Raw genomic sequence first — 14,955 nt, 5'->3', positions numbered from 1 at the left:
TAATAACCTAACTGACCACGTAAAAAAATCTATTGTAGAGAAAACTCGCTGACTAGGCGAGTGAGAAATTTCTTAGTGCATCAGTAAGAAAACTTTGTTGAGCAAAATCAAAAGCCCTGCATATAAAATGCAGCAACCCACGATCCATTGGAGTTGATGAAAGGTATTGTGGTGGTGAGGTTTATTGTGGCGAAGATTCAACATGTGATTCATGGCATTCTCCTTTTGCCGATTTAGTGTTTAATTATAATCCTGTCTTGGTTTTAAATAGAATTGAAAATTATTATCATTGTTTTCGGATATTCAGATCAAGATTGTAACTTTTTTACAGCATCATCGCCGTGCTCATTTATAATGTTGCAACACATTTCATCATGACTTATGCATGTTTATGACCTATCAGAATTCAACAACCGAAGTAAAAAAGAAAGGATTGTCACGTTTTATTCATTTTGGCAAAAAAATTGGTCATGGCGTGGCGGCGGTAGGTGAGGGGTTTTATGTGGTGTATCGCCATCAGCTCTATAAACATCCGAACAACCCCGATAATACGCGCTATGTGCAGTGGTTTTGCCGACGTATGTGTGATGTATTTAATATTGAAGTTCGATTGTATGGAGCGCCTGCGCCTCGTGAACCTGCACTTTGGGTCAGTAACCACGTTTCATGGCTCGATATTCCAACCCTAGGTTCTGCTGCGCGTGTTTTTTTCTTGGCAAAAGCTGAAATACAGCACTGGCCTGTGGTGGGCAAGTTAGCCAAAGGGGGCGGGACCTTATTTATTCAACGAGGTTCAGGGGATTCAGTACGGATTCGCCAACAAATTTCCGATTTTTTGTCGAGAAATATTCCTGTATTGTTTTTTCCCGAAGCGACAACTTCGGATGGCACTGCGATTAAACGGATTCATGGGCGATTATTGGGAGCGGCACTTGAAGCCCAAAAGCCTGTGCAAGTGGCTTTGATTTGTTATGTCAATCAGCGAGGGGAGCTAGATCACGTTGCACCGTATGTTGGAGACATTTCTTTTACTGAGCATGTTAAACAAGTGCTGGAAATGCCAAGAGTGACAGCGCATCTGATGTTCTTGCCACGAATTGATGTGGACGGACACAATATTGACTCCCTGACTAAAGAAGTACAAAACCTGATGGCTAATGGTTTAAAAGAGTTGCAACAACATGTGGTGAAGCAACCTCAGGCATGAGATTACATCATGCCTTCAATTGGTAACCATGAAATGAATTTTAATCCGATGTTTTGCCACCATCTCATATGGGGTTCATGCGGATATACCTTGTGAATAGTTGGAGTTTGTAGTGTCCACTTGATCTGGTTTTCGGGAGTAAGCGAGAGCGAATAACTGAACGCATCGAGATTCTGATTCATGGTGTCGTAAATGGTTTTCGCAAGACTTGGACTATCGAGCACCACCCCAATTTCAGTATTGAGTTTGGATGAGCGTGGGTCGAGGTTAAATGACCCAATAAAGACCTGCTTTTGATCTAGCTCCATCAGTTTGGCATGCAAGCTTGAACGACTTAAACCTTTCAGACTGATTTTAGCTTTTTCCGAAATTTCTTCTGTCTGTGGATTTAACTCTTTTCCAGAAAGGGCGGGCAGGAACTCATATAGTTTGACATTGTTTTTGAGCAGATCTTTACGGTACTTGCTATAAAATGCATGAACCAGCCAAACGTCATTGGCTTTGAATGAATTGGTCAGGACACGAACTTGCACGCTATTTTGAGCCATCGCACTGAGTGCTTGAGCCCCTGATTTTTCAGGAACGAAATAGGCTGAAATAATATCTACATTGTGTTGTGGGGAAATCAGTTCCTTTTTCAACTGTTCTTTTAAGTAGTCATCGCCTGTGGCTTGACCACGAATTTTATCTGGTGAGTCCTTCACTACATGTGCTTTGACCCAATCGAAATGAATCTGATGATGCATCCACTCATCAAATACATAAGTACGATTAGCCAAGCCTAGATAGTTTTGTACCGTGGCCTTTTGATAATGTTCAGTCAGTTGCTGTTTTAAACCTTCATAGCGAAGACGGTGCTTTTGAGCATTGACGATTTGCCGCACAGGATAGGCATAGCTGTCGTTCCAGTAGGCATCGAAGGAACTGGAAATATCATTCACCGCTTGCCCGATCAGCATCACGTCGATATCGGAAAACTGATAATTGTCGCTGACATTGAAATATTGGTCGCTCATATTACGACCACCGATCAGGGCAATTTCATTGTCGACAATAAAGCTCTTGTTGTGCATACGGCGGTTGATGCGTTTTAGGTCGAGGATCATGTCCATGGCACGGAATTGCCTGAAACGATAGGGATTGTAGAGTTTGACCTGAATGTTTTTATGTTGGTCGAGTGCTAAAAATACACCTTCCATGCCTTTGGCATTGTTATCATCAATCAGTAAACGGACTTTGACACCTCGGTCAGCTGCCTGAATGATGTCATATAAGGCAAGCGCGCCAATTTTATCGTTATCCCAGATATAGTATTGTAAATCCAGCGTTTTTTGTGCTCTATTGATCAGGTTGAGTCGAGTTGAAATCGCTTCAAGCGGATCGAACAGAATATGATATCCCGTTAAGCCTGGGTTTGCCTGCTGTAATGGCGTAATCATATGCGCCAAGGTCGTTTGTGATGTATCGACATCATGCGCATAACGCGGGATTTGTACCTGCTGTGGCGGTAAGGTACTACACGCCGTGAGGCTCAATGTAATACAAAGAGCCACTGCTAGCTTTGAAAAACTCGGCATAAAATATTGTTGTGATAAGTGGCTCATGTCGGTTATAAGATCTCACGAAAAACCTATAGATCAATCCTTACGCATGCTGTCATGCTAGTTTCATAATTGATCTGAGAAAAACTATGTGGAATTCTAATTCAATTATCTCAATCTTCTATATTATTTTCTTTACCGTTACGTTGTGGGCAACAGCGCATGCATGGCAAAGTCAGGCTAAAACTGAAACAATTCATCCATTTAAAGCCTTTGTCCATTTATGGGTTTTTTATGCCTGTTATTTGCTTCCCCCTCTATTTTTGTTCAGTATCTATGCGGGAATGACAGGTTATTATTCACTGCATCAAGCGATTTTTAGTGGCGTGCTCAGCAGCATCCTGATTTATGCGCGTTTTATCGAACCCAATCTGGTTCGGATAAAGACCACACAGCATCAGATTAATGAGCCGCATAGTTTCCATCATCCGTTTAAAATTGCACTCATTGCAGATTTGCATGTCGGTTTATTTTCAGGCAATGAACGTCAGCTCAAAATTATTGTTGAAAAGATTAATCAGCAGCAGCCTGATATTGTGGTTGTGGCTGGGGACTGGACGTATGAACCTGAAGATACACTGGTTGATGAGTTGGCAATTCTCAAGCAGATTCAAGCGCCTGTTTATTCGGTTTTGGGAAACCATGATGAGCAATACCCTGGCCCGCCAATCTATAGTTTGTTACAACAGGCCTTAGCAGCCAACAATGTGATTGATATTGAGGGGCAGGTGGTGGAGTTTGATGAATTTCGCCTGATTGGCGTTGGGGATCTATGGGCGGGTAAAACCGATATGCGTGCTATGCCCGATTTACCGCAAGACAAACCATGGGTGATTTTATCGCATAACCCCGATACGGTGGATATGGTGCCCGAGTTACCAAGCCGACCCTTGATGTTGTCGGGACATACCCATGGTGGGCAGATCGAATTGCCTTGGGTGACCAGTTATATTATGAAACATGTGTCGATTTCAGGACATAAACATGGATTGTATCAGCATGAGCATGCCGATGTTTATGTCACAGTTGGAACAGGAATGGTCGGTGTACCATTTCGGTTTCGTGTACCACCTACCGTAGATATGATTGAATTGATTTAAAAAAAGCGCTCGGGATGAGCGCTTTTTTATGGGGCTAGTGTGTTATTAGTGGGCTTCATCCCAGTTATGTCCTTGTCCGACTTCAACTAAAAGCGGTACAGAGAGAGACAGAACAGATTGCATGACATCTTGAATTTGTGGTGCAAGTTCAGCGGCATAGTCTTGATCGACTTCAAGCACCAATTCATCGTGGACTTGGAGTAGTAACTTGGCATGTTGCGCTGGCAGCATTTTTTGCACGGCAATCATCGCTAGTTTAATGATGTCGGCAGCACTACCTTGCAGTGGCGCATTAATCGCAGCACGTTCTGCAGCCTGTTTCACCATTTTGTTGCTGGCCAAAATATCAGGCGTATACAGGCGACGTCCTAGAATGGTTTCTACAAAGCCTTGCTCACGTGCAATCTGACGAGTCCGTTCCATATAGTCCAACACCCCTGGGTAACGTTGGAAGTAACGTGCAATATAGCTGCGTGATTCTTCACGGCTAAAGCCAAGTTGACGGGTTAAACCAAACTCAGACATGCCATACAGCAGTCCGAAGTTCACTGCTTTGGCTTGACGACGTTGATCACCTGTGACTTGATCGAGTGGAATGCCGAGGACTTCCGAAGCCGTACGACGATGCACGTCTTGTCCTTGTTGGAAGGCATGCAGCAGCGCTTCATCCTGAGAAAAATGCGCCATCAGACGTAGTTCAATTTGCGAGTAATCGGCTGCGAGTAGCACACGTCCTTCAGGGGCAACGAAGGCTTTACGAATCTGACGACCAATTTCCCCGCGTACAGGAATATTTTGCAGGTTTGGATCAGAAGAAGACAGGCGACCTGTCGCCGTCAATGCCTGATGATAACTGGTATGGACTCGCATCGAGTTTGGATTGGCCTGTTCCACCAAACGATCAGTATAGGTACTTTTCAGTTTTGCTAAACCGCGATGTTCCAAGATCACTTCGGCAATCGGATGTTCAACTTTTTCCAGAACGCTTTCACTGGTGCTGTACTGTCCAGTGGCGGTTTTTTTGCCACCTTTAATCGCCAGTTTATCAAACAGAATCTCACCGACCTGTTTTGGTGAAGCAATATTAAAACTTTCGCCTGCCATGCTTTCGGCTTTCTGTTCAAGTTCATGCATGGTGCTGGCAAATTCTTCACTAAGTTGTTTTAAAAACTCAGGATCAAGCTGAATACCATTCTCTTCCATTTGCGTTAACACTTCAGCCACAGGCATTTCAATGTTATGCAGAATATTGACCAATTCAGGAAAAGCAGAAAGCTTCTCGGACAGCACTTCATAGAGACGATAGGTCACATGAGCATCTTCTGCGGCATAGTGTGCGGCTGTTTCCAAATCAATCTGGTTAAAAGTTTTCTGTTTTGCCCCTTTACCTGCAATTTGTTCAAAGGTGGTGGTCAGGTGGCTTAAGTACAAACGCGCGACATCATCCATACCATGACGGGTCGCTGAAGCATTCAGCACATAAGAGGCCAGCATGCTGTCAAAGAACCAGCCTTGCAGATGAATGCCATGATTGGTGAAGATATGTGCATCATATTTCAGGTGATGCCCGATTTTTTCAATCGCAGGATTTTCTAGAACTGGCTTGAGCTGAGCCAAAATCTGCTCGCGATTGAGTTGTTGTGGCGCACCTTCATAGTCATGGGTAAATGGCACATAGTAGGCATCATGGGCATCGAAGGCGACCGAGAAGCCAACCATTTGCGCCGTACGATAATCGAGACTGGTGGTTTCAGTATCAATTGCAAAGCGCTTCGCGGTTTCAAAACGCTGCCAAAGCTGTTGCCATGCTTCATCAGTCAGTACGGTGTGATAACGTGCTTGACCGAGTTGATCATCTTGGCTGCTGCTATGCGATTCATCTTCGGTTTTTACGGATGTAGTTACGGTATTTTCAGCAGTAACAGGTGCAGCAGATTGACTATTTTTATAGCTTGGATTGTCTGGATTATTTGGATGATCGAGCGACTGCAACTGGTTACGGAATTCAAGTTCAGTATATAAGCGACGTAGCTCATCCACATTTGGGTTGCTGAGCTTAAGTTCATGCCAATCGAGGTTTAATTCCAGATTGCAAACAATGCTCGCCAGTTGATGATCGACCTTAATGCTTTCGGCACTTTCTTGTAAGCTTTTACCGACTTTACCTTTAATGTTGGCTGCATTCGCCATGATGTTATCGAGGGTTTGGTACTCGGTGAGCAATTTGGCTGCGGTTTTAGCACCGACACCTGCCACACCCATAATGCCATCTGATGCGTCACCCATCAGGGTCAGATAATCCACGATCTGATTTGGCCACACGCCAAATTTTTCAAATACGCCGTCAACATCCAACACGCGTTCCTTGAAGCTGTCTTCGAGTTTGACTTTGTCATTGACCAACTGCGCCATGTCCTTGTCGCCCGTTGAAATCAAGACATGATGACCTTCAACCACAGCACGTTTTGCCAGTGTTCCAATAATGTCATCGGCTTCTGCACCGGGTAGCATGTGCAAAGGAATTCCCAAGGAACGAATCAAGGCATGTAAATAAGGGATTTGCTGTGACAGTTCGTCAGGCATACTCGGACGGTCACCTTTATAAATCGGTGATAATTTATGGCGGAACGTTGGTTCAGGCGTATCGAAAATGACCGCCATATGTGTTGGTTGAGTACGACGAATCAGTTTCTGAATGGCAGAAATTGCGCCACGTACAGCGTTGGTGTGGAGTCCTGTCGAAGTGGTGAGTGGTGGTACCGCATGGTAGGCACGAAATAAAAAATAAGACCCATCAACCAAAACAAATGGTGGCATTACACAATTTCCTGAATTTAATCTGCTGACTATTTTACGTGAATTTTAAATTTGATGCAGACGTAGATCAGTGAACCACTGTTTTATATTGTTCCGCTGATCGGTTAACATCAACAAAACGACTGCGCCGATTGGGAAATCTATGTTGCAGAAAAATACAGCCTTCATCATCAGCCTGATTTTTATTTTGATTATGGCAGTGGTGGGAATAAAGTGGGCATTTCAATTAGAACAATGGATTTATTTACTCTTATTGGTCGCTTTAGCTATTTTACTGGCATGGATTTTTCGACTCGACCATAAAGTGAGTCAGCTTGAACAGCGTTTATTGCATCTTGAAAAACAGCAGGGTTCACCATCTTCTGTATCTCCACCAACACCACTCAGTCCTCCACCGATTCCTGCCCAATCCAGTCCGCAAGCTGAAATCTTGGACACTCAGCCAGCAATGCACATCTCTCAACCTGTGGAATCGCATTGGCAGCATATGCTGGATTGGCTGGTCAAGGGTAATCCCATTTTGAAAGTTGCGGTTGCCTTGTTATTGATCGGTGTGGTGTTGTTGCTGCGTTTTGCCAGTGAATATTGGCAAGTCAGTCTGGGGATGCGTTTGTTAGCCATTGGTTCTGTCGGCGTGGTGACGACCATTGCAGGATATTGGCTAGGCAATCGTAATTTGCGCTTTGCCGTCGCTGTACAGGGTGTCGGTTTGGCGGTGATTTTCCTCACCCTGATTTTTGCCTATCACTTCTTGCTGATGAATAGCCTGATGATTGCCAGTGCAGTACTTGCAGTATTGCTGCTGAGTACCACATGGCTCAGCCTTAAACAAAAAGAAATTTCGTTGGCGATTTTGGCATTGGGGATGGCGTATCTCGCGCCGTTACTCATTCCGCAGTATCGCCCAGATCCCGTGTTCTTGTGGGAATACTATCTGGTGGTGAATTTAGCGGTGGCTGCGATTAATTTTGTACAGTCGTGGAAGTTGCTTAATCATTTGGCTTTCTTTGCCACCATCGGCTTGGCGGGTGGTAGTGTGTTGATGCATGACATTGACAGTCAGCGCAGTTATCTTGATCTTTTATTATGGCTGCATTTGGCATTGTTTATTTGGCTGAGCATTCGTTATAGCCAGTTAATGCTACGTCAACCCCGTTCACGTTATGCATCTATTTTAGATGTCGGTCTGATTTTTAGTGTGCCTGTACTCGGCTTTTCCTTACATGCACATATCATGCATCAATCGACCCAAGCCTTAACTTTGGCTTCTGCGGGTCTGGCTGCGGTGTATTTTGCTTTAACTTTGTGGCTTCGCAAGCAACAAACAGAACTGTCCTTGCTCGGCAAAAGTTTCATGCTGTTGGCGACTGCATTTTTTGCGCTAATTTTCCCACTGGCAAAAGGTGCACACTGGACGAGTCTCGGTTGGGTCATTCAAGGCACAGCACTGATTGTTTGGGGCGTAACAGAGCGTTATCGCTTTAGCCGAATAATTGGGGAAATTTTACTGTTCTTCAGTGCCTGCGCATTATTTTATCAAATTTGGTCAGATGACTCTTTTCCAACCCTGAGTGCTTGTATTTATACGTTGGTTCAGGCAGTTGCGGTTTATTTCTTGTTGTTAGATACCAAAAATCAACCCGAGCGCCGTATTACAGCCATTCCACCGATTACTTTTTTCCTTGCTTTTGCTTTATATATCGGTGGTCGTGCTAGCGTGGAGATTTTCCACTGGCAAGCCTATGGATTATTGGCGCAGTTGGCGGTTGCATCTATTTTGTATGTAGCTTTTTATCTGGTTGTGACCCTAAAACAAGCGGTGGAATGGACAACAGAAAAAATACTGGTGAGTGGATTAACCCTGTGTGGATTGAGTATTGTATTGGCTCAGCAGCATATTTTTCAGGGTTTACAGCATTGGGAAAATACAGGGTTAATGCTGTTTTTTGCGATCAGTGCAATCTTACATAGCGCAATGCTGTATTGGGAACACCGTCAGGAAAGTGGCAATCGCTTGCTGAGCTTCTTATTGTGGTTGAGTTTGGCAATGGCTGGAATGACTTTTTGGGTGCAAGCGCCATTACTGGCATTGGGTGCGTTCCCGACTGTTTGGCTGTGGATTGTGATCATTCAAAAAAATAAAACATGGGGAGCACACCCAGAACTCTGGTTTTGTAGCTTGCTCTGGTTGCTTTGCGTGAATCTCGATACGCAAGCCATTCAAGCCTATTACTATTTTCCGTTGCTAAATCCGATAGATATTTTAAGTATCGCCATGCTGTGTGGCTTACTGTGGTTACAGCAAAATAGTCGATCTTCACGTCCTTGGCATCAGGGTCTAAAAGTCAGTTTGTTCTTTATGCTGCTTTGGGTGTTAAGTAGTGTCATGGTTCGCGGCTTACATGATGTCCTGAATACGCCGTTATGGAGCTTGGAAATCTGGCACAACGGTGCAGTTCAGTTGAGTCTGACACTGCTTTGGACGCTCCTTGCCTGTGTGGGAATGACGGTCGCCAGTCGTAAAGCCGTACGCGAAGTTTGGTATATGGGGGCTTGTATTCTGGCAATCGTAGTCTTTAAGCTGGCACTTTTGGATTTATCACAAAGTGCTACTCTAACGCGGGTAGTATCCTTTATCGGGGCAGGGGTCATGATGCTGATTATTGCTTATCTGGCACCGTTGCCTCCTGCATCAAAGGCATCATCAGAAGTTTAAACTGATGATGCTTTTTAGCTTCATAAGTTGAAAGATTAAGATTTTGGTAACTGATTCGATTCGACAAAACCAATCTTAGGAACAGGAATTTCAATATTGTTTTTTACAAAAGCATCACGAATACGTTCCTGCATTTCATCTTTGACATCTAAATAATTTTCTTGCTGACACCAAATGGCAAAGAGCAATTCAATAGAAGATTCGCCAAATGCGGTCACTGTCATGGCAGGCTTAGGATCATCAAGAACTAAAACATGATATTTGGCAGTTGTGAGTAAAACTTCGCGGACTTTTGCCAGATTTTCATGGAAAGTGACTGCGAGTGTGATTGGAATACGCCGAATTGGATATTTGGACAGGTTGTAAACGGGCGTTTTAATCAGTTGCTCATTGGGAAGGCGAATATAAATATTGTCTAAGGTCAGTAGCTTCACTGAAAGCAGATCAATCGAGATGACTTCACCTTCAATGGTTTGTCCTCGTAATAAGGTGAGCTGAATCGTGTCACCCACTTCAAATGAACCTTCACCTATCAAGAATAAACCACTGATCAGGTTGGTTGCCGAGGTTTGCGAAGCAAAACCCAAGGCTACAGTCAAAATACCTGCTGCACCTAGAAAAACACTGACTTTTAAACCTGCTTCACGTAAACCTGCCACCACAAAAAACAGGAAAATGGTATAGAAAATTCCACGTCGCCAAACCATCCGCTGATGCGCATTAAATCGGATGCCAATGGTGCGAATAAATGTATTTGACACAATTCGACCCAGTGCAAAGCCAAGCAGACAGAGCAAGCCTGCGGCAATAAAATCAGTTAAGCGCTCAATATTAAATGGAATACTGGTGAACACTTCCTTGAAACTGGAGAGGAGGTCTTGAGGAATTTGTGATTTTTCCATTCACGATCCTAAAAAAATGAGTCAAACATATTAAAAAAAGCACCACCAGGCATACGTGGTGCATGTACATAGACAACTTCACCCGCTTTGGGAGGGGTTCGATTCTCTATCCGCACGCGAGGTGCACGCTCAGGTGCTTCATGCACAACTTTGATATGTGATGTCCATAAACGTCCAGTACTTTCACTAAAAAATAAAGGCAAGGCAGGGACTGGTACATTCATACGGTCAAAGCGTAACTGTTCATGACTGCTATTGTGAAAAATGATCGGTGTTACTGCTCGAAAAGCACGGGGCTTGAGTTCTTCTAATTCGGTGCGACCATCTACGGCTGTGGCATAGCACAATTCGCCAGAAAGCTTATCTGGGCCAAACCATGTATCTTTTGGACGAATAATAGGAAGATCGAATAATGGCTCACGTTGACCTTCAGCAAAGCCCGTAATCCAAAGAGGGGTGCTGATATACAATAAGCCACGCTGCCCAGCAGGAATGTACATTGGGTCGACAGGACGGATCACGACCGAGCGATCGGCTAGACGAGGGAGGAGTTGAAACGTATTGCCCATTTTTCGGAACATATAGCGTTCAACGTGTACAGGCTGAGGAAATGCAAAATCAGGTTCTAGAATTTCCTTCCATTGTTGCTCATAGTCAAATTGAATGGCAGGACGATGATATTCCATACGCCATTCTTGTGCTCCACGCGTTAGGCGAAACAACAATGAACCAAATTGCCATGTCCGACTCTGATGGAGCTCAAAATGATATTCGCCCCACCATTTTATATGCTTTTCCCAGTGATCATGCATAAGGTCAATATCAGGCACAACACTTCCTTCGATAAAAAATCTTTATTTATCACTTTAATGGGTTCGGTGTCGGGCGTATAGAGGGGAAACGTACAATTCGTGATCGGATTGAATAAAAACAGAAAAATTAAAATTGTACCAGTCGACGATGCTGCATCAGCGGCATAGATTCGCGGATAGCATGTTGTTCTGCTAAGTCAAATTCAACAGTAATCAAATGAGTTCCTTCATGCTCAACCAGTGCCAAGAGTTGACCGAGGCTATTGGTTGCACCAGAGTGTCCCCAAGTTTGACGTTTTTCGCCGTGCCAGCCTTGCTGTGCTGCACCCAACACAGCACATTGACTGTCCATAGCGCGAGTTTGCAATAGCAACTGCCAGTGTTTTTGCCCTGTTGTATATGTAAATGCTGCAGGTGCCGTTAAAATATTGGCATCACGCTGTCTTAAGGTGAGTGCAAGTTCAGGGAAGCGTAAGTCATAGCAGACCATCAAGCCAATATTGCCAAAAGGGGTTTTTGCAACAACCACTTCATCGCCAGGTTCAAAAAACTTCGATTCCTGATAACCACCTACGCCATCAGCCACTTGTACATCAAACAAATGAATTTTGTCATAACGTGCTTCAGTTCCTTCAGGGCTAATACATAAGCTAGTGGTACGAACACGGCCATCTGGAACAATGGTACCATCAGGACGAAAGGGACAAGGCAGCGTCCCTGCAATAATCCAGATCTGGTATTGATGTGCCAGTTGTTCTAGGCGCTTTTGAATACTTTCAAATTGCTCTGCGGTTTCACGCTGTTTACCTGCAGCAAAACAAATGAAATTTTCAGGGAAAGTAATTAAGGATGCACCCTGTGCTTTACTCTGTTGAATGAGCGACTCAACCTGCTTGAAGTTATCTTCAATGCTATTTTGAGAATTCATTTGAGCAACAGAGAGTAAAGTCATGGCAAGCGATCCTTTGCTGTCATTAATAATTAAGCGTTATGTGGATGAACAACTTCTTCTTCGAATTGATCTTGTTCTTTTTCGAGTTGCTTAACCAAAGGTTCAAAAATGTTTTGGTTATTATCGTTGAGTTCCATTAATGTGCGATGCGCATCAAGTACAGTGTTGAGCATTGCTTTATGTGTCACATTTTCATCAATCAATGTACGCGTGCAGACATTATTATCTCCACAGTTGAGCATGATAAAAACCTGCCCTAAGCCCATGCTATTGGCGAGAGTCGTAATATCTGGATTGGTCGATAGCATAACAGCTTGAATGTTATGAACTTGCTTTAGCTTCAGTCCAAGTTTCGCTAAGATTCCAAGAACTGTACTATCGATAAATGTAGTTTGAGTTAAGTCGACAACAGCACCTTTGACATTGCTTTGCTGTTCAATCTTACTCAAAAGTTTGTCTAAACTAATACAAGATTGTGCGCGAACTTCTCCAATAATCTTGAAAAAATGCGTGCCATTCAAACTTGCATATTCAACATGGCCTGTTGACATATATATGCCATTTTTTGAGAAGGATTAGAAAATTATCACATAGGGGGTGGGCAGACTCAAGTGGTTGAGTAATGAAAATTAATTACAAAAAGATACGATATTGATTTTTTTAGCTACTTTATTCGGCACAAACTCAAAATTGCGATGTCATCGGCAACATGTGCAGGTGCTTCAAATGTATGATTTTGTAGGTGGTCAACAAGCGTTTGAAATTGCTCGCTTAAACCACCATCAAATGGTTCTAGTGCACCATCTGAACACATAATAAAACGTGCTTGTTTGCTCAAAATACACTCAAATTCTTCAACTTCGAGGTCTTCAGTTAAGCCTAAGGGAAAGCTACTGGTATTTAAGATTTTTGCTGGCTGATTCGGTTCAAATAAAATGGCTGGTGGGTAATGTCCAGCACTTGACCAACGCAAATGATGGGTTTCAAAATTTAAAATACCCGTAATCATGGTGATATGTTTTTCAATATTTTCCTGAACTAACATTCCGTTGAGTTTTTTGATCAGTTCACGAGGTGTTTTGGAACGCCCGTGAAAGGCTGCCATCCATGAAGTGAGTAAACTACTCGTGACACCGTGACCAGAAACATCTGCTAAATAGAAAATTATTTCCTTATCACTGATTTTCCAGTAGTCATACCAGTCTCCAGAGAGATAGGCAGATGGTTTGAAAAAAGACTCAATTTGATAATTGGGCAATTCGAGAGGTGTTGGGAGAAGTTTCTTTTGTAAAATGGCAGCAGAGGGAAGATCACGACTATCTTGGTTGCGTTTGTATTGCGCATCAATTTTTTTTAGGGCTTCCGTTGGGTTTTCAGGAAGTTGATACCAAATCCAGCCTGCCAAAGCTCCAGCTTGCCATGCCTGTGCCAAAGCACTGCCTTCATCTTCAAATGCCAGTACAATTGTAGGTAGTGTCCATTTATATTCTAAGAAATCTTGAACATCGGCAATTGCAATGATGCTTTGATCGTAAAGGGAGATATCCTCTATATGAATCATTTGTAAGCTCGGTAAAGCATTTAGCGCTTGGTCTAAATGCGGTATTTTTCGAGTAGGCTGAATGAAATACATAAATGAGAGAATAGTCCTTTTACATCAATGCTTGCTTCAAAATATAACAAATATGCTGAATAGCAAATATTTATTTGTCCGTAGAACCAGAATCAGCTGGCGAACTGCTGTCGGTGCCATCATTACTACTACTGTCATCTACAAATGACACATCATTTGCAGTCCCTTTTTTCTCTGAAATGACAAAACGTTTACGTTGTAAATAGGCATCACGAATAGCAGCATAGCGATCACCCTGCACATTACTATCAAAATCGAGCAGGGAACTGCGAAGATCAATCGCATATAAGGCCCAATCTCCCCAATATAATCCAGGGTAATTTTCTTCCAGAATATATTTTTGAGGGCTAGCCTGACTATCTACAATAAAACCAAACCCATCACGTAAAGTACTTGGCCCAAGAAATGGAATCATAAGATACGGACCTGATGGAACACCATAATAACCAAGTGTGGTACCAAAGTTTTCTTCTTCAGGATCTAGACCTAAACGACTCGCAGGATCGGCTAAGCCAAGGGTCGTTATACTGTTAATTAAGAAACGGCCTACAGTTTTTAGCGCACGTTTAGGTTTCCACTGAATAATTTGATTGGTTGCGTTCCATGGTTCTGCCAAATTGCCACGAAACCCTCGATAAGAACCTCGTACTTCAGCGGGAATTTTTTCTCGGTACTGAACAGCTATAGGACGTATCACATGACGATCTATATAGTCATTAAACACGAAGATCTTACGGTTTAAAGGCTGGAATGGATCTTTAACTTCATCGGGTTGAGCTGCATTGGCATCAACTTTCAAATCTTGAATGGTTTTTTTTGAGAATCTTTTCAGCTCATTAAGGCGAGAAGTTTTATTATTTACAGATTCAGCTTGGTTTGAGCTGACATCGGTGGTGGTTGCCTCATTTGCCAAAACTGAACTACTTATTCCAAGCGTAAGCAAAGAAACCCACAATACAGAAAACTGACGCATAAGAATTTCCAAGAATATTTTAGATAATTTAATTTTAACTATTATATAGCATGAATAAAATTGAAATGTGATTATCACCATATGAAAAAAATAGACTAAAACAGTAAAAATGCAGAATATTTGTTCTATTCACCCCTAAAAACGCCGAAATAGGCTACAAAATGAGCGGTTGTTAAAAAAAAGCAGGTTGGGGGGTTGCATGACGTTTTAAATCCTCTATAATGCGTATCCATCGGCGGTGA

General features: G+C 43.0%; 12 protein-coding genes. 3 read left to right on the top strand and 9 right to left on the bottom strand.

The window, feature by feature from the left end:
* Positions 1–72: 72 nt before the first annotated feature.
* Complete coding sequence (locus C1A47_RS17705; RefSeq protein WP_162625979.1) at positions 73–213, bottom strand: hypothetical protein; 141 nt, start codon at positions 211–213, stop codon at positions 73–75.
* A 178-nt stretch (positions 214–391) separates the two neighbouring features.
* Here C1A47_RS17705 and C1A47_RS16865 point away from each other — a divergent pair, with 178 nt between their 5' ends.
* Entirely contained in the window at positions 392–1,207 is an 816-nt protein-coding gene (locus tag C1A47_RS16865; RefSeq protein WP_413772976.1) for a lysophospholipid acyltransferase family protein, read from the top strand.
* Between the two features lie 2 nt (positions 1,208–1,209).
* Here C1A47_RS16865 and C1A47_RS16860 read toward each other — a convergent pair whose 3' ends face one another.
* Positions 1,210–2,811: a phospholipase D family protein gene (locus C1A47_RS16860; protein WP_111896185.1), complete on the bottom strand. Its 1,602-nt coding sequence runs from the start codon at positions 2,809–2,811 to the stop codon at positions 1,210–1,212.
* Between the two features lie 86 nt (positions 2,812–2,897).
* On the opposite strand from C1A47_RS16860, the gene C1A47_RS16855 reads away from it, so the two are divergent.
* Positions 2,898–3,908: a metallophosphoesterase gene (locus C1A47_RS16855; protein WP_111896184.1), complete on the top strand. Its 1,011-nt coding sequence runs from the start codon at positions 2,898–2,900 to the stop codon at positions 3,906–3,908.
* A 45-nt stretch (positions 3,909–3,953) separates the two neighbouring features.
* On the opposite strand, the gene polA is transcribed toward C1A47_RS16855, so the two are convergent.
* Positions 3,954–6,725, bottom strand: a complete 2,772-nt coding sequence (gene polA / locus C1A47_RS16850; RefSeq protein WP_111896183.1) for a DNA polymerase I — start codon at positions 6,723–6,725, stop codon at positions 3,954–3,956.
* A 142-nt stretch (positions 6,726–6,867) separates the two neighbouring features.
* On the opposite strand from polA, the gene C1A47_RS16845 reads away from it, so the two are divergent.
* Complete coding sequence (locus C1A47_RS16845; RefSeq protein WP_111896182.1) at positions 6,868–9,441, top strand: DUF2339 domain-containing protein; 2,574 nt, start codon at positions 6,868–6,870, stop codon at positions 9,439–9,441.
* Between the two features lie 35 nt (positions 9,442–9,476).
* Here the strand turns inward: C1A47_RS16845 and C1A47_RS16840 are convergent, their stop codons facing one another.
* The 6 genes from C1A47_RS16840 to C1A47_RS16815 all read right to left on the bottom strand — a co-directional run bounded on the left by C1A47_RS16840 (position 9,477) and on the right by C1A47_RS16815 (position 14,713).
* Positions 9,477–10,343 (bottom strand): mechanosensitive ion channel family protein, encoded by an 867-nt coding sequence (locus C1A47_RS16840; RefSeq protein ID WP_111896181.1) that lies wholly within the window; start codon positions 10,341–10,343, stop codon positions 9,477–9,479.
* An 8-nt stretch (positions 10,344–10,351) separates the two neighbouring features.
* On the bottom strand, positions 10,352–11,155 hold the full coding sequence (locus C1A47_RS16835) for a hypothetical protein (protein ID WP_111896201.1): 804 nt from the start codon (positions 11,153–11,155) through the stop codon (positions 10,352–10,354).
* Positions 11,156–11,282: 127 nt separating this feature from the next.
* On the bottom strand, positions 11,283–12,107 hold the full coding sequence (locus tag C1A47_RS16830) for a carbon-nitrogen hydrolase family protein (RefSeq protein ID WP_111896180.1): 825 nt from the start codon (positions 12,105–12,107) through the stop codon (positions 11,283–11,285).
* 29 nt (positions 12,108–12,136) lie between these two features.
* Positions 12,137–12,658: an anti-anti-sigma factor GigB gene (gene gigB / locus C1A47_RS16825; RefSeq protein WP_111896179.1), complete on the bottom strand. Its 522-nt coding sequence runs from the start codon at positions 12,656–12,658 to the stop codon at positions 12,137–12,139.
* A 113-nt stretch (positions 12,659–12,771) separates the two neighbouring features.
* Positions 12,772–13,740, bottom strand: a complete 969-nt coding sequence (gene gigA / locus C1A47_RS16820) for an RsbU family protein phosphatase GigA (protein ID WP_111896178.1) — start codon at positions 13,738–13,740, stop codon at positions 12,772–12,774.
* Positions 13,741–13,810: 70 nt separating this feature from the next.
* Positions 13,811–14,713 (bottom strand): VacJ family lipoprotein, encoded by a 903-nt coding sequence (locus C1A47_RS16815; protein WP_111896177.1) that lies wholly within the window; start codon positions 14,711–14,713, stop codon positions 13,811–13,813.
* Between the last annotated feature and the right edge of the window lie 242 nt (positions 14,714–14,955).

The organism is Acinetobacter sp. MB5 (genome assembly GCF_003261585.1).
Lineage (GTDB): Bacteria > Pseudomonadota > Gammaproteobacteria > Pseudomonadales > Moraxellaceae > Acinetobacter.
Note: the sequence above shows the minus strand (reverse complement) of the source record. Positions and strands in the feature narration are given on the sequence as shown.